Genomic DNA, 18,751 nt, shown 5'->3' with positions numbered 1-18,751 from the left:
CTAAGTAAGTGACTTTATTAGTAAATCGTTGTTAGAATCAATTTATAACACTAGTCAAAGCGCTAGCAAAACGATAGAAGAGGTTGTGATGAAAAAACAAGCAGGTTTTACACTCATTGAATTAGTCATTGTTGTGGTTATTTTAGGTTTCTTAGCGGTAACGGCCATTCCTAAATTTATTGATTTAACTGATCAAGCTAAACAAGCCAATATCGAAGGTATGGCAGGTGGTTTTGCAACGGGTATTTCTCTAGCTAGAGCTCAGTGGGAAGCTGAAGGGCGCACGACTACTGGCACAAATAACACCACAGTTTATGATGGTGTGAGTCTAACATTAACCACTGAAGCAGCAGGTGTACGTCCTGGTTATGTAACGGGTTTAACCGATGGGGCAACATTAGGTGGTGGCTTCGACGCAGCTAATTGTAAAGAAATTTGGGATAATATTTTTCAACAACCTCCAACACTAGAAACATTTGCTAACTCAGACAGTACAACAAATTATATTGTTGCTGAAACAGGTGATGTCGCTGACTCACATTGTATTTATTATTTAACAGAAACATTGAATAAAGACGCAACAACGGGTGCTTTTGTTGACCCAGGTGTAGCAAATATAGGCAACAATTTTACCTATTATCCTGCGACTAGTCGTGTAGAGATTAATATTGCAGTAATAAACTAATCGTTAGATAGATAAGAATTTAAAATTAAATTAAAAGGTAAATTATGAAAAAATTACAAAAGCAAGCCGGTTTTACGTTAATTGAATTAGTTATCGTTATCGTTATTTTAGGTATTTTAGCTGCAACAGCAGCACCTAAGTTTCTTGATTTGACTGGAGATGCCAAGGCATCAGTAGTCGAAGGAGTTAGAGGTGCATTAAACTCAGCTGCTGATCTAGCACACGCTAAAGCATTAGTTGCGGGTAAAATTAGTGCGGCATCAGCAGGTCAAGCGATCAGTGTTGGTTCTTCAAACATTCTTTTAAATTATGGCTGGCCAACAAATGCATCTATTGGTGATTTAATTGATATCGATGGAGATTTATCTGAAGTATCAACTGCTGTTGGTACTTTTCAGCATGATAACGGTGTAACCGTAACAAGTTGTATTGCTGTTTATGACAGTAGTTCTGTAAATAATGCTGAAACACGTCCCACTATTAATTCTACAACTACTGGTTGTTAGTCAGAAGCTTTGTTGTAATAAGAAACCGAGCATTGCTCGGTTTTTTATTATTAGATGTTTATTAATACACTAATCATTTTTAGACTCTACAATATTTATTCCCCAATCTTCAACGAGCGGATATGTGAATTTAGCTTCTTTTAAAACTCTCTGATATACAACTTCCTGTTTCATAATATCTAAACATAGCAATATATTTGAATAAATGCTCTTTCTTGGAGCATGTCTAACACGCTCAAGTCCCCAATTAATATATCGCTGTAAAGCTTGAGGGCTTTTCTCTCGCAACCCAGCAACTAATGTATGCTCATAAATGTTTTTATCTAGCCTACTTTGCCAAGCGATAGGGTTTTCAATATCTAACAAACGCTCAATATTTTGATAACCATATTTTTCATGTTCAACAATAATGTTGCCTGTGTGTAAGGTCGTTATCAAGAAAGGGAGGAAAATGATGGGAGACAATATAGATAGAAAACGGAGTAAGAAGGTATTGTCTAATGAAATACCATGGCTCTTAATGTTACTTTGTACATCAGTATACCAAAGTAACATAATAAAAATAAACCAGTGGCTTATAGAGGTATAAAAAGGAAACTCTAATTGACTGTGCAGCAACAAAGGGGTAATCAAACCTAATATAGCTAAGCGCTTAGCTGACTTATTATTAATTTTAAGCCAGCTATTCATATAAGCAATAAAGAAAAAAATCATACCAAAAAACGCTACTATTCCTCCTTCACTAACCCAATATAAAACTTCACTGTGTGGGTGAGACAGATTTAATTCAGGTTTTCTAAACTTAGGGTCTAATATTTTATGCTCGTTATATCGGTCTAAGAACTTGCGTTCAAAGTTACCGTAACCAACGCCTAAAAAAGGATTTTCTTTTATTATTAAAGTTGTTACATAAAAGTTGTAAGGCCTTGTGCCTTCTGACTGATAACTGCTTTCACCTCTTTTAGCTACATTACTATCATCAAAGCTTTGCATTGCAGCTAAAGTAGAAATGATTATAAATAGGAAGTTAATCCCCAGTTGTTTTTTATTCTTCAGATATAAAAAAGGGCTGATAAAGGCTAGCACTAGAAGTGTTGCGAAATGTCCGGTTCTTGACTGCAACACCACCACTAAAAACGTCGCGGAAAATAAGCAGAAATAACAGAGCGCTTGTTGATATTTATCTACGGAAAATGTTTTTGATGAGACTGATAAATACAGTGCAATCGCAATGCCTGTTGCCATAAAACTTGCCATTACATTAGGTTGTAAAAAACTGCCGTGAGGTCGACTAATTCCAACCTTATAACCACCCCAATCCCCTGTTTCTAAAATAAAATACTGTACTAAGCCAAAACTTGCTTGCAGAGCAACGGCAATTAATATCCACCAGAGAACTTGTTGAGGGTTATTTCTTAATTCATCAAATTGATATAAACATAACAGAAGCAATAAACCACCGGCCAAACCTAGTAAGCGTGGAATAGCGTGGTCACTGAACTCACTGCCATAAAACATAGGCACACATAAACACAGAAACCCCAATAAACTGTAAAGCTGTAATTTACTAAGAATGACTTTTTTATTAAGGCTGATTTGCCAAAGACCTAAAGAAATAAGTATGGTGGCGATTAACCAGCCAAAAACATTGAATGACAAATAAAGCCCTGTGCCGCCGGGTGTTTCTAAAACTATGTGCATGGCAAAGCAGAAGTATAAAATGAGAAAAAACCGGAAATAGGGAAAAAGGCGCAATGGTATCAAATGAGTAAAAAAACAATATACAAAGACTAATGGTGTTCACTAGTATTTACAATATCTTATCGCCAGATTGTTTGTTAGGTGCAAGATATATTTTTTTTGATAAATGTTATATGCTATCAAAAGATAATAAATTGAATTTTTAAACAAAAGTGAAAGACCGATGAAGTCTAGGAATACACTAAAACAACCAAAGAAAAATCAGCAAGGATTTACCCTGATTGAGTTGGTGATCGTTATTGTTATTTTAGGCATTCTTGCAGTAACAGTAGTACCCAAGTATATAAACTTAACTGCCGATGCCAATACCGCGACATTACAAGCAGTTAAGGGTTCATTAGAAGGTGCATCAGCGCTTGTTTATAGTAAATCCATTGTTGCTGGAAATCAAAGTGATAGAACGGCTTCAATTACTTTAAAAGATGGTAACTCTCTTGCTATTAGTTATGGTTACCCTGTAGTACCAAGATCTCCTGGAGTTTATTGGCGTAGATTAATCAATTTAGGAGATGACTTTGTGATTAGTGCTAATAATACGGGGGCAATTTTAACTATTTATCCTGCAAATATTGACGCCCCAACGAGTTTAACGTCACCTTGTATGGTCACTTTTCAGGGATCTGTTGGGAAAGATATAGCACCTGTAATAAGTGTTTTTGACTGTATTTAATTTATTTTATAACTATTTTAAGAGATGATTTGTGAGCATAAATAAACTTATCACCAATCAAAGAAAATTACTGAAACAACAAGGTTTCACAACAATTGAGTTAGTAGTTGTCATTATACTCATTGGTATACTCGCCACGACCATTATTCCAAAAATGCAAACTTCTGGTGGCTATGAAGAAATCACCTACCAAAACGAAACCGTAACTAAACTGCGTGGTATTCAATTACGTACCATGCAAGATACTTCTGTTAGTCAATGCCACCTTGTTTTAATTACTAATGATAAACTAGGCATTCCAGATGATAGCTGCAGCAGTTTTGTAAATAATAATATCAACAGCACGACTATCGTTAAAATTATCGATGATACTGTTAATTTTCAATATGCAGGTGGTACAACGCCATTTTCATTTGATCATTTAGGTCGGCCGATTAATTGTTCTTCTCCTTGCCAAGTTAGTATAGTTGGTCAAGAACAAACGCTCATTGTTGCTATTAACGAGCAAGGTTATATTTATGCTGTTAACTAATTGTATGAGTGCGAAAAAAAATTATAAGCAGAAAGGTTTTACGCTGATTGAGCTTATTGTTGGTATTGTCGTGCTATCTATTACCTATGCAGTGTTAACAAGTTTAATTTATCCAATGGCAAGTCAAAGCGCCGCACAAGTTCACCAGATCAGAGCCGCAGAATTAGGGCAATCGATGATTAATGAAATTTTAGGTAAAGCGTTTGATGAGAACTCTGATATGTCTGGTGGTTTTGTCAGGTGTGGCGAAATATCTGCGCTTAGTTGCACAGCTTCGAGTAACTTAGGAGCTGAGCCTGGTGAACAACGTAATAATTTTGATGATGTAGACGATTACAACTCAATTAATTTTGGCGATGAAATTGTAAATTCCTCAGGCAATAGTCTTGCTGATATTTATATGGGTTTTAATATGAATGTTTCAGTCATCAATGATAGCGACTATAGCGGTGAATACCAATCAGCTACAGATAATGAAAAAACAGCAAAATTAATTACTATTACTGTACGCAGCCCGCAAAACGATGATTATGTTTTTTCGGTATATAAGGCGAATTTCTAATGCTAATTCGTTTTAGACAACCATATAGCACTGTAAAAAAAATTAAGGATGCTTCTTTGTTAAAAAGAGTACCTTTGAGAAGTACTAATTTTAAAGGTAAAGCTTCAAAAGGTTTTACCTTGATTGAACTTATCATTGCTATGGTATTACTGGGCATATTATCGGTAGGAGTAAGTAGCTTCTTACAGTTTGGTAGCCAGTTATATGCTGATGCTACTGCACGTGATCAAATATTATCGTCTGCTCGCTTTGCCATCGAAAGACTTAACAGAGAGCTTAGGGCCTCATTGCCTAATAGTGCACGAATAACTAATACTTGTTTAGAGTTTATGCCAATTAAAGCAAGCGCTGTATATGTTGATATACCTGTTTCTCCAGATTCAGCAAGTGATGAAATTACTATTGTACCCGCTTCAACTACTGTCAGTAGTGCCGATATTATAAACTTTAATGTCATTGTTTACCCGGTTGTGGCAAATGATGTTTACCTTAAATCAAATAAGAAGTTTTATCCTATTGATAGTGCAGCTTATTCAAGCGATCGTACTATTGACCCACATGTTTTAACCTTAGAAAACTCAGTGCTTTTTGCTGAGGATTCCGCAACGAATCGGGTTTATTTTATTGATGATTCAGTGATGTATTGTATTGAAGGTAGTGGTGATAATAATAATTTAATAAGATACGATGTTACCGGGCATAGTAATGCAGGTGAACCACTTGGTTTAATTAACCGGGCTATAATGGCTGAGTTTTTAACAGATGATTCAGCATTTAGTACCGATGGCGCTAATTTACAACGTAATGCGATTGTATCTATTCGGCTACATTTTATGAGGTTATTTGAAGAAATTGTTTTTGATAATGAGATACAGGTGCCCAATGTTCCATAATCCAGTTTATCATTATAAATATGCTGCAAACCAAGTCAAAAGTAAGCAAGAAGGCAGTGCAATTGTTGTCGCTATTTTTGTTATTGTTGTCTTGGCATTACTGGGTGCGGGGCTAGTAAAAATACTATCTTCAAGTGCGGAATCTGTTGCCTATGAAGTTATAGGCACCCGTGCTTATGCGGCAGCACAGACAGGTGCTCAATGGCAGTTACTAGAAGTTTTTCCACACGATACTAATGTTAAAACGGCTTGCAAGAGCAATATTATTGTACCTGATTTTTCGAATGTTGAAGGCTTGTCTTCTTGTCAAGCAACAGTAACCTGTAAGGACGATGGTGTATTTGATGGTACAACATATTATGTGATTACCAGCGTTGGCCAATGTTCAATTGGAGGTGTTGTTACTTCTCGAACTGTTCAGATAGAGGCAAGAAGTTTATAACACTCTTATGGAAAACATTTAAATCAAGTGTGATTTAAGTGTTAGGTTTTTTTACAGTTAGCTTTGTTGATTATATTTTTACCTATCTATCTTATTGTTTTTCATTGCCTTTAATTGGTTGGCATGACTTATGCTTTATTGTTGATTAAGTAGTAAACAAGTGTACTGATGTTCTTCATTAATTGAGGTTTATAATGATTAAGTTTTCTTTAAAATTTACCACGTTTATTTTTTTATTTTTATCTAATGTTGCCCACTCAGGGCTAATCAAATCTGAGCTCACTCAGGATAACTATGTCACAATTGGCGGCTTAGACTGGACTTGGGCGTCTGCTGAGAATGCGTCGTGGGCCAGTAATACTATTTATACGCCTGATTCAATTGACAGTCTTAATGGCTGGGATCGTAAAGGATGGAGACATGCTGAATCTTCTGAGTTATTAATATTTATAAATAATAGAGATATTGCAGACTTTAGTTACTTAAATGCTTCAAATGAACTTGTATACAAGAATTCATTTGTGTTTTGGAATACTGCTATTACAGAGGTATCTGATATAGATGTTGATGGTTTTAATGCAGGACTAATTGAGACCTACTTAGTGGGTGATAACAATACAAGTAGCTGGGCATATGAAACTTTTTACGTTCGCAATACTCCAGCTCAAGTACCTGAACCTACAACAATTATGATTTTTGCCATTGCTTTAATCGCATTGTCGATGAGAAATCGTGTAATTCAATAGTTTGGAATTTGTAGCGTTTACGTGCAAACAGCCTCGTCAATGCGGGGCTTTTTATTGCCTTAAAATAATTATATAGGACCTATATTAGGCTCGCTAAATTTATTTGAAAAGATGTGCCGATAAAAAATAGTTGGCTTTTAAGCCGAACATTCATCTTTATTCATTAGTCATAGTGAAATTTTATTCACCGATAAATATGATTAATTAGCATGGTTATCTCGTGGTAAAATGCTGAAATTTATTAAATAGGTTATCTAAAAAGATTGATTTGTAATTCGAAGCGAGTACAAAAATATTTTGTTATTTTATGGTAATAATTAGGGAACTATTGGTGTTGAATACAAGACTAAAGATTGGCGAAAATGTAACTGCACCGCAAAAGTAAGTAACACAACCGATAAACGTAATTGTGCAATTGTAACATTTTGTCCAAATCGAGAAAATGTTACTATGACTTTTTAACAAGAATGAGGGATTTAATACATTATTGATTAACAATTCCCTCAATTTTGGCTTAGTCATTAAAAATATGCTAAAAAAGTGATGTTTTTTATCATTCAAACAACACAAATTTGAAACACTCAGGTATGATTAGCCCATATAATATATTATTAACAAACTTGACAAAATGCTCATTGATTAACTCAATGCTTTGTTGAGAATAAAAGAGATTAATTCTCTTTTTATAACACTTTAGGATATTTAGATCTTATGTTTAAAAAATTACGCGGCATGTTTTCTAATGATTTATCAATAGATTTAGGAACGGCGAACACTCTTATTTATGTAAAAGATCAAGGCATCGTTTTGAATGAGCCTTCGGTAGTTGCTATTCGCCAAGACCGCTCTGGTGGTTCAAAAAGTGTAGCCGCAGTAGGTTCTGCTGCAAAACAAATGCTGGGCAGAACGCCAGGTAATATTGAAGCTATTCGCCCAATGAAAGATGGTGTTATCGCTAACTTTTTTGTTACTGAAAAAATGCTGCAATACTTTATTAAACAAGTTCACAGTAATAATTTTTTACGCCCAAGTCCTCGTGTACTTGTTTGTGTTCCTTGCGGTTCTACTCAAGTTGAACGTCGCGCTATTCGTGAGTCTGCACTTGGTGCTGGCGCCCGTGAAGTTTATCTTATTGACGAACCAATGGCTGCGGCTATTGGTGCAGGTATGCCAGTTTCAGAAGCTACAGGTTCGATGGTAGTTGATATTGGTGGTGGTACCACTGAAGTCGGTATTATTTCATTGAACGGTGTGGTTTATTCTTCTTCTGTACGTATCGGTGGCGATAAGTTTGACGATGCCATTATCAATTACGTACGTCGTAACTTTGGTAGTTTAATTGGCGAAGCAACCGCTGAGCGTATTAAACATGAAATTGGTTCAGCCTACCCAGGTGAAGAAGTATTAGAAATTGAAGTACGTGGCCGTAACTTAGCTGAAGGTGTTCCTCGTAGTTTTACGTTGAACAGCAATGAAATATTAGAAGCACTACAAGAACCACTAACCGGCATTGTTAGTGCTATTATGGTTGCTTTAGAGCAAGCGCCACCAGAACTAGCCTCTGACATTTCAGAACGTGGTATGGTACTTACTGGTGGTGGCGCATTATTACGTGACTTGGATCGTTTATTAATGGAAGAAACTGGCATTCCTGTTGTCGTTGCTGATGATCCACTTACGTGTGTGGCTCTTGGTGGTGGTAAAGCGCTTGAGATGATTGATATGCACGGCGGCGATTTATTCTCTTATGAATAAGTAACCTTCCGTCTGTCGTTGTAGGGTAAATTTAGCGGGTAGAAGTACTTATTGACTGATGTCATCTTGTATCTATTACTTAAATTTACCTATGTAGTTTAACGATGACCATTCCCTAAATAAATTTTAGGTTTATATGAATCCAATATTTAAACATGGCCCTTCCCCTCAGCACCGACTCTTGTTGGTGCTGTTTTGTTCTGTGTCTTTAATTTTTTTCGATCACAAAATGAATAGCTTTGAAAATATTCGAGGTTATTTACAGTCTCTGGTCAGCCCCTTACAGTATTTAGCGACGACTCCTAAGCAAGTCATGACTTGGGCTGCCGAAAATATTGTTACGCGGCGACAACTACTCAGTGATAACCAGCAATATAAAGTTGAAGAATTGCGTTTTCATCAACAACTATTAGAACTTGAAATTATCAAGAAAGAAAATAAGCGGTTGCGTTTATTACTGGCGTCGCCGATACGTGGTGAAGTAAAGAAAATGGTCGCTGAAATAATATCAGTCGACTCTGATCCGTATAGTCAGCAAGTCGTTATTAACCGTGGCAGTGATGATGGTGTCTTTGAAGGTCAACCTGTTATTGACGATGAAGGTATTGTTGGGCAAGTATTACATGTGGGTATTAATAGTAGTCGGGTTATTTTAATTACTGATGTCACTCACGCCGTACCTGTTAGAGTTAGTCGAAATGGTGTGCGTTTAGTCGCTTCAGGAACAGGACAAATAGACAGATTAACCCATAATTTTGTGCAACACAGTACGGATGTTCGCACGGGTGATTTATTAGTAACTTCAGGTCTTGGTGATAAGTACCCTGAAGGGTATCCTGTTGCACGAGTGACCAAAGTTTCACAGAATGATGCAAATGCCTTTGCTTTAGTACAAAGTCAGCCGGTCGCTAAAATTGATCGATTACGCTATTTATTATTGCTGTGGCCTGAAAAAGCATCAGAGATTTTTGCGCCTTCGCAAAAAGTAGTAACACCAAACGTACCTGATAATAAAAAAAGTGAAGATAACACAGGACTAAATAATGTCGATACGTAACCTTTTGATTATTATTTTTACTACGGTTATCGCTTTAATCGCCAGCATTATGCCATTACCCCAGAGTATTGATGTTTTTCGTCCAGACTGGGTGTTAGTGGTATTAGTATACTGGTGCTTAGCCTTACCCGCGCGTGTTAATGTTATAACCGCTGGTTTTGTTGGCTTATTACTTGATGTTTTACTGGGGTCTATTCTCGGTGTGCACACGATGGCGATGGCTCTTGCTGTTTATATTATCGCGGGCAACTTTCAAAAAATTAGAAATTTCTCTGTTTGGCAACAATCACTCATTGTTGGTGTTTTATCGGCGTTATATCATTTAATTGTTTTTTGGATGCAACGGTTTTTAACTGATGCCGTGTTCCTACCTAGTTATTTATATCCGGTGATCACAACTATTGTACTGTGGCCTTGGGCGTTTTTATTATTAAGAAAAGTACGTCGTCACTTTCGTATTACTTAACCCCTGTTATTGACCCGTTAACTGAGTAATTTTTCTATGAAGCCTGTTTTAATTTTAGCGTCACAGTCACCACGAAGAAAAGAATTACTTAGCCAACTGGGTTATCAATTTCAAACTATTTCTGCTGATATCGATGAAAGCATCATCGACAATGAATCACCAAGCGATTATGTGTTACGTTTGGCGATTGAAAAAGCGACAGTAGTCTCAAAAAATCAAGTAGCAGGCAGTGTCGTGCTCGGTTCTGATACTAGCGTTATTTTCGACAATCATATTCTTGGTAAACCTGAGAATATTGCAGCATGCTGTCAACAACTGCTAATGTTATCAAACAACACTCACCAAGTACTGACCGCCATTGCCGTTGTAAAAAACAAACAAATATTATCCGCGGTTATTTCTACGGATGTTACCTTTAAAAAATTGTCTGTTGAAGAAATTAAGCGCTACTGGCATACCGGTGAACCTCAAGATAAAGCAGGCTCGTACGGTATTCAAGGTATTGGTGGACAATTTGTGACACAAATTAAAGGTAGTTATTCTGCTGTAGTCGGTTTACCTTTATATGAAACAGCAAAATTATTGGCTGAGTTAGGTTTACCTACCCCTGTTCAAGACCAAACAAGCCCCCTCAGCGACGGAGAAATTTTATGAGCGGTGAATTACTGATTAATGTAACCCCAAGTGAAACTCGAGTTGCGCTAATAGAAAATGGCGTATTGCAAGAAGTTCATGTTGAACGTGAATCTCGTCGTGGTTTGGTTGGCAATATTTATCTAGGTAAAGTTATTCGGGTTTTACCGGGTATGCAAGCAGCCTTTATTGATATTAATTTAGAAAAAGCCGCGTTCTTACATGCTTCAGACATCAACACTAAACTCATTATTAGTAATGACGATTTGCCCGCTGACCACGTACCTGACATTAGAGCGTTAGTGCATGAAGGCCAGCAAATTGTGGTTCAGGTCATTAAAGATCCACTGGGCACCAAAGGAGCGCGCTTAACCACAGATATTACCGTAGCCGCTCGATATTTGGTGTTAATGCCAAATGCTAATCATGCGGGCATATCACAACGTATTGAATCTTCAAAAGAGCGCAATCGTCTCAAAGATATTATTACGCCATATTGTAGTGAGGAACACGGCTTTATTGTTCGAACGGCTGCTGAAGGTGCTGATGAAAAAGAATTAAAACATGATGCTGAATTTTTACGTCGTGTCTGGAAAAAAGTGCAAGACCGTAAAAAAAGAAAGCAAATGAAAGCGCCTATCTATCAAGATCTTTCATTAGCATTTCGTGTACTCCGTGATTTTGTTGGTATTGATCTTGAACGAATTCGTATCGATTCAAAACTGACTTTTGAGCAGTTGCGGGAATTTACCGAAGAATTTGTCCCTAATTTAACCCCTTTTTTAGAAAATTACCCAGGGGAGCGACCAATCTTTGACTTGTTTGATGTCGAAAATGAGATACAAAGAGCGTTGCATAGAAGAATTGAATTGAAGTCGGGTGGTTACTTAATTATTGATCAAACCGAAGCGATGACCACGATTGATATAAATACCGGTGGATTTGTCGGCCATCGTAATCTAGAAGAAACTATTTTTAATACTAATTCAGAAGCCACACAAGTCATTGCTCGACAGTTGAGACTGAGAAATCTAGGTGGCATCATTATTGTCGATTTTATTGACATGAACAGTGCCGAGCACCAAAAACGTGTGTTACACAGTTTAGATGTAGCGATGGCGAAAGATAATGTTAAATACAGTATTAGTAAGTTTTCTAAGCTCGGCTTAGTAGAAATGACCCGTAAACGTACCCGAGAGAGTTTAGAACATATATTATGTGGCGAATGTTCAGTGTGTTCAGGTCGAGGGCATTTAAAAACTGTTGAAACCGTTTGTTTTGAAATTTTGCGTGAAATAGTACGAGTAAATCGCGCCTATGATTCAGATAAATTTACTGTTTATGCTTCTTCTGCAGTAAGTGAATCACTAATTAATGATGAATATCATCACCTTGCTGAGTTAGAAGTTTTCATCGGTAAGCAAATTAAAGTTCAGACAGAAACCATGTATAATCAAGAGCAGTTTGATGTGATTATGATGTAATTAAAAACTATCGATAAAGGCCAATAGGGTCTTATTGTTACTTAAACTTAGGTTTATAGTTCCAGACTAAACCTAAGTACCTACATCCGTGTAGGCAATTTAGTATATTGGCTTCAAAACCTGATTTGACGGTAAATAAATCAATCACCGTAAGTTAAAAATTAAGATAATTAAGTGTGTAGTAAATTCATTTTATGAGTATTTCAGCTTTTTCGAATCGTTGGTTAAATCGACTGTATAAAGTATTGGCAATTTTGTTGGTGCTTTTTGCGGTACTGATCAGTGCGTTTCGTTTATCTTTGCCCTACGCACATAATTTTCATCAAGACTTACAATATTATCTCAATGAAACTTATGACAGCAATGTAAGCATAGGTTCGTTGAGCATGGAGTGGGAGGTTGACGGGCCGACGATAGTTGTTGAAAAAGTTAATGTACTAGATACTCAAACCGCTAATATATTTGTGTCTCGCATGGAATTGACTGTTGATTTCTGGGGAAGCTTACGCCATCAAAAATTGATTTCTCAAGATATAACCTTAGCAGGTGTACAAGTTTTTTTTGATAAAGCATTATTAACGTCAAAAGATCAAAACGCGGAAGATAGTTCGGTTATTGCTACCATCAGCGATGTATTGTTTCAGCAAATTAATCGCTTTTCATTAATAAACAGTAATATCACCATACAAGATGAGTCAAAAACGCGAACCTTTTTAGTCGACCAACTTGCTTGGGTCAATAACGGTAATCATCATCGAGCTACGGGTAGTATGCTTATTGACGGGCTAACATCTAATAATATTAAATTTAATCTTGATGCATCAGGACAAGACCTTCGTGATTTAAGTGGTCAACTATACTTTGAAGCGAATAAGCTTAATGTAACTCCGTGGCTAGATACTGTTTTTGCTATCGAAAATGACAAAACTTATTCATCGGTTAATTTTAGTGCTTGGTATACCTTAAACAAAGGCAAAGCCAACAGATTACAAATCGCATTAGGCGATAATGAAGTGAGTTGGCTTTTTAAAGATGAATTACACAGTATTCGTATCGACGAAGGTAATATCTTGGTTGAAAATTTTGACGATGCTAAAAATATAAACACTACGACCACACCATTACAGTTCTACACCAACAATAAGGCTTGGCAGCCATTAACCATCAACACGAAAAGAACGGCCAATGGCCTACTTACGTATATTTCTTCATTAGAGCTGTTTGGTTTAGCTGACCTTTATCCACTTTTTTCTGGCCACCCAGAAAGTGAAACATTATTAAATGATCTTGCTCCGGTTGGACAGATAACCGACGTTTACTTGCTCAATAATGACGATGATATTAAAGCCGTAGCGCAATTTTCGGATGTTACCTCTTCGTTTAGTCAAGGGATCCCCGGCGTTGAAAATGTCAGTGGTGAACTTACCTTCACTCAAAAAAACTTGCAGGTTAAGTTGTTAGCTCAAAATGGAGAGCTAGATTTTGACCAACACTTTCTTTATCCCATTCCATACCAATCGATTGCTGCACAAGTTAATGTCGACTTTAATCATGCTGAACTATTAGTGAAAGTTCAGCAAATCGAAATGATATCAGAACAACTTAATGCTACCGCCGATGTAGAAATTAAAGCGCTAGAAGATGAAACAATCACGATGGCATTACTCGCTAATGTGCATCAAGGTGACGCTAAGCTCGCAAACTATTTTTACCCACATCTATTGATGGGACAGGAGCTGGTCGATTACTTAAACTTAGCCATCATTGACGGTGAATTCGCACAAGCTCAAGTGCTTTTTAATGGGCCACTCGATAAATTCCCATTTGAAGATAATAGCGGTATTTTTGTTGTTAATGCAGAATTGGTCAAGAGTAAATTTCAGTTTGATCCAAGTTGGCCGGTGATTAATGATTTTGATGCTAACTTAAATTTCACTAACAACAGCATGCTAATTACGGGTCGAGGTGGCGAGCTTACTGGCATAGACGTTACCGGTGTTAAGGTTGCTATTGATGATTTAGCTGGCCAACAAATATTAACGGTTGCCGCGAATTTTAAAGATACCCAAGCCAATGCAGTAAGTGACTTAATGAACAATAGTCCGTTGGCCGACACGGTTGGAGAGACACTAAACCAGCTACAAGTATCAGAAAATATTTCAGGTAGCTTTGCACTAAATTTACCTTTAAATGATCTTGATAGTGCTGTGGCAAGTGGCAAGGTTGAGTTCAAGAATAATAAAATAGCATTGCAAGCACCTGCCATGAACTTTACGGAAGTGAATGGTGAATTGAGCTACGAAAATGATGTAATAAAGACGCAAGGACTGACATTAAATTGGCGAGAAATGCCCTTAGTACTGAAAGTAGAAGCCCAGGATACTAACCGTAAATATTACCAAACATTGATTAACCTACAAGCGCAGTGGCCAGAAACCGCTTGGAAAAAAGAGCTGCCAGAATTACTTGAAAAATATGGTCAGGGTCTGTTAGCGTGGCAAGGTGATTTAACGCTAAAGATGCACCACCAAGGTGGTTTTAGTTATGAACTCTTACTGGACTCTACTTTAGAAAAGATAGCACTTTCATTACCTGCGCCTTATAAAAAAATAGCCGATGATGTACTTAATGTTGCGGTAAAAGTTTCTGGAGAGGAACATTCATCAGTACTTTACGCACAAATCGGTGATGAGCTAAATTTTTATGGTGAGTTAAATCATAGTAAAGTGCAATTTACTAAAGCACATTTAGTCTTAGGTAATGAACATATGTTATTACCAACGGAAGGCTTTCATATCACGACAAACTTATCTACCGCCTCAGTAACCGAGTGGCAACCGTTAATTTTTGATATTCTTGATGGCATAGAACAAGCATCGGTAAATACAGCTGCAGATAATGTTGCCCTGTTAAGTGCGCCTAAACGTATTAGGGGCAAGGTTGAAAAGCTTAATGTGTTAGGACAAGAATTAACTGACGTCTCTTTTAATCTTAACGATGAAGAGCAATGGTGGTTACTTGAATTGCAAGCCAAAGAAACACGTACCAAAGCTAAGTTTTATCCTGATTGGCATCAACAAGGGATAGAGCTTAATGCTGATTTTATTCATTTAACGGCAGATGATGAACTTGTTAATGAAAACCTTGTTGAGGAACCATCAGCAGAACCGATAAGTAACGATGTTATTTTCGCTAATATTCCGCCTATTCGTGGGAAATGTTCGAGTTGTAGCTATGGAAAATTTGATTTTGGTGAAGTTGATTTTTCTATTGAACGGTCTGCTGTCGATACGTTAACCATTAAAAAATTTACGGCTACACGGGGTAAAACACAATTAAGTTTTGATGCCAGTTGGCAACATAATGCCGATGAATCTCAAACCACTATTATAGGCAAATTGAAAGCGAAAAATGTTGATCAAGAAGTCGAGAAATTAGGTTATCCTTCAACGATAAAAGATAGTGAATTGGACATGTACTATAATTTTAACTGGACAGGTAGCCCATTAGATTTTGCGATAGGAAGCTTTAACGGTACAAGCCAAGTTAAACTTTCAGACGGATATTTAGCTGAAGTACCTGATCAAGCCCGAGCATTTTCACTACTCAGTTTACAGTCCTTAGTTCGTAAATTGAAGTTTGATTTTCGAGATATTTTTAGTGATGGTATGTTCTATGATTCCATTAAAGGAGATTTTGAGGTCAAAAATGGCGTTGTTTATACTGATAACACTTTCATGAAAGGTGCGGCAGGCGACTTATCTATAAAAGGTAATACCAACTTAAACGACCAAGTACTCGATTATAAAATGTCTTATAAGCCCAATTTAACCTCAAGCTTACCTGCAATTGCCTGGATAGCGACATTAAACCCATTGACCTTTATTGGTGCTTTGGCTCTTGATGGCGTTATTACCTCGCAAGTTGTTTCAGAATATAAAATTGAAGTTACTGGGCCAATTGACTTACCCGTAGTAAAAGTCGTCGATAAAAAAAACCAAAATATAAAAGTTGGCCGTTCAACACCTCCTGAAGTTATTGATATCATTCCTGATCAGAACAATATCACTCCTGTTACACCAGCAAATAAAACAGAGGGTATAAAAGATCACAAGGAAATAAACCTAGATGGTTAGACTTACGGCAATACAACTATGCTCTGTACCCAATGTTGAAGAAAACCTAGTGAGTATTGAGGCTGAATTAGCTCGATTATCGCCAGTTACTTCGAATGATGAACATATTGTCGTTTTACCTGAGTGTTGTTTGTTCTTTGGAGGAAAAGACGCCGAGCAATTAGCGGTATCTAAACGATCATTAAAAGATAAGCTGGCAACGTTAGCCAAAAAATATCAGGTGCTTTTGGTTGCTGGTAGTATTCCACTAGCAACCTCAGCCAAAATTGAAGATAAGTTTACTAACAGTAGTTGTATTTTTTCACCGCAAGGTCATGAGTTAATACAGTACGATAAAATTCATTTATTCGATGCTAATGTTGAAGATAACGAAAAAAGTTATCGTGAATCTCGCTATACTCAAGCGGGTGATAAAATTTGTTGTTGGCAAGCTGAAAATGTAAATATTGGCTTAACAATTTGTTATGACTTGAGATTTCCTGAACTTTATCGCCAACTTCGCTTGTTAGGTGCTGATGTTATTACGGTACCAAGTGCCTTTACTACAGTAACTGGTCAAGCACATTGGCAAACATTATTACAAGCACGTGCCATTGAAAATCAAGTGTATATTGTAGCTGCAGGCCAACATGGTACGCATCTTAATGGTAGAGAAACATGGGGACACAGTATGATTATCAGTCCTTGGGGAGAAATACTTAGCTGTATAGAGCAAGGTATTGGTAGTATTAGTGTTGAATTTTCCCGTGACGAACTAGACAGAGTAAGAGCAGCAATGCCTGTTACTGAACATAATCAATTTGAAAGCACATTAAAACGCCCAAATTAAATAAATTAATACGATAAGTGAAAAATATGAATAGTGTTGAACGTGAACTTTTAGCCGATAGCCAAATTGACCGAGATCTTTTAGATCAAACGTTAAACAATATATATCAACGAAACATTGATTTAGCCGACTTATACTTTCAGTCGAGCTGTCATGAGTCATGGATGCTAGAAGATGGCATTGTCAAAGAAGGTTCATATAATATTGAACGTGGTGTTGGTGTGCGAGCAATATCAGGCGAAAAAACTGGTTTTGCTTACTCTGATGATATTTCTCCTCTCGCGTTAAAAAAAGCAGCTGATGCCGCTAAAGGTATTGCAAATGCCGACCAAAATGGTCGAGTACTTGCTTTTAAAAATCAAACAGTGAAATCAGTTTATCAAGCCACTGATCCGTTAGGCAGTCTAGCGCAAGAGCAAAAAATCACCTTAATGCATGAAATTGAAGCCCATGCTCGTTCAGTTGATAAGCGTGTTCAGCAGGTTATTGTTAGTTTGTCAGGTGTTTATGAAAAAATATTAGTGGCTGCTAGCGATGGTACTTTTGCTACTGATATACGACCACTGGTTCGCTTAAATTGCTCAGTATTAGTTGAAGATAATGGTAAACGTGAACGTGGCAGTGCTGGCGGTGGTGCTCGAACTGATTATAGTTATTTCTTTGAACTTGAAAATGGTAAAGCACGTTATTTAGCTTATGCCGAAGAAGCGGTTCGTCAAGCTTTAGTCAATGTGGTGGCAATAGAATCTCCAGCTGGCATGTTACCTGTTGTACTTGGTTCTGGTTGGCCGGGCGTGCTATTGCATGAAGCCGTTGGTCATGGTTTAGAAGGTGATTTTAACCGTAAAGGTTCGTCAGCATTTTCAGGTAAAATTGGTCAAAAGGTGACTTCTGATTTATGCACTATTGTTGATGATGGCACAATCCCTAATCGCCGTGGTTCAATTTCAATAGATGATGAAGGAACGCCAGGACAATACAATGTACTGATTGAAAAAGGTATTTTGAAAGGTTATATGCAAGATAAGCATAACGCTAAGCTGATGGGTGTAGCACCTACCGGTAATGGTCGCCGTGAATCTTATGCACATTTACCTATGCCTAGAATGACTAATACTTATATGCTTGCGGGTGAACATGATCCAAAAGATATTATTAAGTCAGTGAAAAAAGGCATTTACGCGCCACATTTTGCTGGTGGTCAAGTTGATATTACCTCTGGAAAATTTGTTTTCACCAGCTCTGAAGCTTACCTTATTGAAAACGGTGAAATTACTTCGCCAATAAAAGGCGCTACGTTAATTGGTAGTGGTCCTGAAGCGATGAAAAATGTCAGCATGGTCGGTAACGACCTGAAACTTGATGCTGGCGTTGGTGTTTGTGGAAAAGATGGACAAAGTATTCCGGTAGGTGTTGGCCAACCTACTTTGAAAATCAATGAAATGACAATTGGTGGCACTCAGTAGTTCATTTCTGAATAAATTACTTTTAAGAAAGTCATCTGCTATTTAGAAATAAATGGCTGATGACTTTTTTTTGCGCTAGCTATTAAGAGGAATATTTTGGCAAAACATTATAAAAATAATAACAATCG

General features: G+C 37.1%; 17 protein-coding genes. 16 read left to right on the top strand and 1 reads right to left on the bottom strand.

Features of this window, described 5'->3' with window-relative positions; all coding sequences use genetic code 11:
• Positions 1–88 precede the first annotated feature (88 nt).
• Positions 89–685, top strand: a complete 597-nt coding sequence (locus H4J62_RS01715) for a type II secretion system protein (RefSeq protein WP_182215546.1) — start codon at positions 89–91, stop codon at positions 683–685.
• A 44-nt stretch (positions 686–729) separates the two neighbouring features.
• Entirely contained in the window at positions 730–1,191 is a 462-nt protein-coding gene (locus H4J62_RS20605; RefSeq protein WP_182215544.1) for a prepilin-type N-terminal cleavage/methylation domain-containing protein, read from the top strand.
• A 69-nt stretch (positions 1,192–1,260) separates the two neighbouring features.
• Here H4J62_RS20605 and H4J62_RS01705 read toward each other — a convergent pair whose 3' ends face one another.
• On the bottom strand, positions 1,261–2,892 hold the full coding sequence (locus H4J62_RS01705) for a PglL family O-oligosaccharyltransferase (RefSeq protein WP_182215542.1): 1,632 nt from the start codon (positions 2,890–2,892) through the stop codon (positions 1,261–1,263).
• A gap of 223 nt (positions 2,893–3,115) precedes the next feature.
• Here H4J62_RS01705 and H4J62_RS20600 point away from each other — a divergent pair, with 223 nt between their 5' ends.
• The 14 genes from H4J62_RS20600 (at position 3,116) to tldD (ending at position 18,623) form a co-directional block, all read left to right on the top strand.
• Positions 3,116–3,622 carry a prepilin-type N-terminal cleavage/methylation domain-containing protein gene (locus tag H4J62_RS20600; RefSeq protein ID WP_182215540.1) on the top strand — a complete coding sequence of 169 codons (507 nt, stop codon included), beginning with the start codon at positions 3,116–3,118 and terminating at the stop codon, positions 3,620–3,622.
• A gap of 31 nt (positions 3,623–3,653) precedes the next feature.
• Positions 3,654–4,154: a type II secretion system protein gene (locus H4J62_RS01695; RefSeq protein WP_182215538.1), complete on the top strand. Its 501-nt coding sequence runs from the start codon at positions 3,654–3,656 to the stop codon at positions 4,152–4,154.
• Positions 4,141–4,716, top strand: a complete 576-nt coding sequence (locus H4J62_RS01690; protein ID WP_182215536.1) for a type II secretion system protein — start codon at positions 4,141–4,143, stop codon at positions 4,714–4,716. The genes H4J62_RS01695 and H4J62_RS01690 overlap by 14 nt, the downstream gene beginning before the upstream one ends.
• 74 nt (positions 4,717–4,790) lie before the next feature.
• Complete coding sequence (locus tag H4J62_RS01685; protein WP_182215535.1) at positions 4,791–5,609, top strand: PilW family protein; 819 nt, start codon at positions 4,791–4,793, stop codon at positions 5,607–5,609.
• The gene (locus H4J62_RS01680) at positions 5,599–6,051 is read left to right on the top strand and encodes an MSHA biogenesis protein MshP (RefSeq protein ID WP_182215533.1); all 453 of its coding nucleotides are present in this window, start codon (positions 5,599–5,601) and stop codon (positions 6,049–6,051) included. Before H4J62_RS01685 ends, H4J62_RS01680 begins: the two co-directional genes overlap by 11 nt.
• A gap of 194 nt (positions 6,052–6,245) precedes the next feature.
• Positions 6,246–6,797 (top strand): PEP-CTERM sorting domain-containing protein, encoded by a 552-nt coding sequence (locus H4J62_RS01675; RefSeq protein WP_182215532.1) that lies wholly within the window; start codon positions 6,246–6,248, stop codon positions 6,795–6,797.
• 711 nt (positions 6,798–7,508) lie between these two features.
• Positions 7,509–8,552 carry a rod shape-determining protein gene (locus H4J62_RS01670; RefSeq protein ID WP_070375565.1) on the top strand — a complete coding sequence of 348 codons (1,044 nt, stop codon included), beginning with the start codon at positions 7,509–7,511 and terminating at the stop codon, positions 8,550–8,552.
• Positions 8,553–8,688: 136 nt separating this feature from the next.
• Complete coding sequence (mreC, locus tag H4J62_RS01665) at positions 8,689–9,609, top strand: rod shape-determining protein MreC (RefSeq protein WP_070375566.1); 921 nt, start codon at positions 8,689–8,691, stop codon at positions 9,607–9,609.
• Complete coding sequence (gene mreD, locus H4J62_RS01660) at positions 9,596–10,075, top strand: rod shape-determining protein MreD (protein ID WP_070375567.1); 480 nt, start codon at positions 9,596–9,598, stop codon at positions 10,073–10,075. Before mreC ends, mreD begins: the two co-directional genes overlap by 14 nt.
• Before the next feature lie 36 nt (positions 10,076–10,111).
• The gene (locus H4J62_RS01655) at positions 10,112–10,729 is read left to right on the top strand and encodes a nucleoside triphosphate pyrophosphatase (protein ID WP_182215530.1); all 618 of its coding nucleotides are present in this window, start codon (positions 10,112–10,114) and stop codon (positions 10,727–10,729) included.
• Positions 10,726–12,192 carry a ribonuclease G gene (gene rng / locus H4J62_RS01650; RefSeq protein ID WP_182175473.1) on the top strand — a complete coding sequence of 489 codons (1,467 nt, stop codon included), beginning with the start codon at positions 10,726–10,728 and terminating at the stop codon, positions 12,190–12,192. Before H4J62_RS01655 ends, rng begins: the two co-directional genes overlap by 4 nt.
• A gap of 194 nt (positions 12,193–12,386) precedes the next feature.
• Positions 12,387–16,328: a YhdP family protein gene (locus H4J62_RS01645; protein ID WP_182215529.1), complete on the top strand. Its 3,942-nt coding sequence runs from the start codon at positions 12,387–12,389 to the stop codon at positions 16,326–16,328.
• Complete coding sequence (locus H4J62_RS01640; RefSeq protein WP_182215527.1) at positions 16,321–17,157, top strand: carbon-nitrogen hydrolase family protein; 837 nt, start codon at positions 16,321–16,323, stop codon at positions 17,155–17,157. The genes H4J62_RS01645 and H4J62_RS01640 overlap by 8 nt, the downstream gene beginning before the upstream one ends.
• A gap of 26 nt (positions 17,158–17,183) precedes the next feature.
• Entirely contained in the window at positions 17,184–18,623 is a 1,440-nt protein-coding gene (tldD, locus tag H4J62_RS01635; RefSeq protein WP_182175476.1) for a metalloprotease TldD, read from the top strand.
• Positions 18,624–18,751 lie beyond the last annotated feature (128 nt).

Origin of the sequence: Colwellia sp. BRX8-5, assembly GCF_014077325.1 — a bacterium.
GTDB lineage: Bacteria > Pseudomonadota > Gammaproteobacteria > Enterobacterales > Alteromonadaceae > Colwellia_A.
Note: the sequence above shows the minus strand (reverse complement) of the source record. Positions and strands in the feature narration are given on the sequence as shown.

Coding starts and splice junctions, on each gene's coding strand:
- H4J62_RS01715 (WP_182215546.1), top strand. CDS start 89: ATGAAAAAACAAGCAGGTTTTACACTCATTGAATTAGTCATTGTTGTG.
- H4J62_RS20605 (WP_182215544.1), top strand. CDS start 730: ATGAAAAAATTACAAAAGCAAGCCGGTTTTACGTTAATTGAATTAGTT.
- H4J62_RS01705 (WP_182215542.1), bottom strand. CDS start 2,892: ATGCACATAGTTTTAGAAACACCCGGCGGCACAGGGCTTTATTTGTCA.
- H4J62_RS20600 (WP_182215540.1), top strand. CDS start 3,116: ATGAAGTCTAGGAATACACTAAAACAACCAAAGAAAAATCAGCAAGGA.
- H4J62_RS01690 (WP_182215536.1), top strand. CDS start 4,141: ATGCTGTTAACTAATTGTATGAGTGCGAAAAAAAATTATAAGCAGAAA.
- H4J62_RS01680 (WP_182215533.1), top strand. CDS start 5,599: ATGTTCCATAATCCAGTTTATCATTATAAATATGCTGCAAACCAAGTC.
- H4J62_RS01675 (WP_182215532.1), top strand. CDS start 6,246: ATGATTAAGTTTTCTTTAAAATTTACCACGTTTATTTTTTTATTTTTA.
- H4J62_RS01670 (WP_070375565.1), top strand. CDS start 7,509: ATGTTTAAAAAATTACGCGGCATGTTTTCTAATGATTTATCAATAGAT.
- mreC (WP_070375566.1), top strand. CDS start 8,689: ATGAATCCAATATTTAAACATGGCCCTTCCCCTCAGCACCGACTCTTG.
- mreD (WP_070375567.1), top strand. CDS start 9,596: ATGTCGATACGTAACCTTTTGATTATTATTTTTACTACGGTTATCGCT.
- H4J62_RS01655 (WP_182215530.1), top strand. CDS start 10,112: ATGAAGCCTGTTTTAATTTTAGCGTCACAGTCACCACGAAGAAAAGAA.
- rng (WP_182175473.1), top strand. CDS start 10,726: ATGAGCGGTGAATTACTGATTAATGTAACCCCAAGTGAAACTCGAGTT.
- H4J62_RS01645 (WP_182215529.1), top strand. CDS start 12,387: ATGAGTATTTCAGCTTTTTCGAATCGTTGGTTAAATCGACTGTATAAA.
- H4J62_RS01640 (WP_182215527.1), top strand. CDS start 16,321: ATGGTTAGACTTACGGCAATACAACTATGCTCTGTACCCAATGTTGAA.
- tldD (WP_182175476.1), top strand. CDS start 17,184: ATGAATAGTGTTGAACGTGAACTTTTAGCCGATAGCCAAATTGACCGA.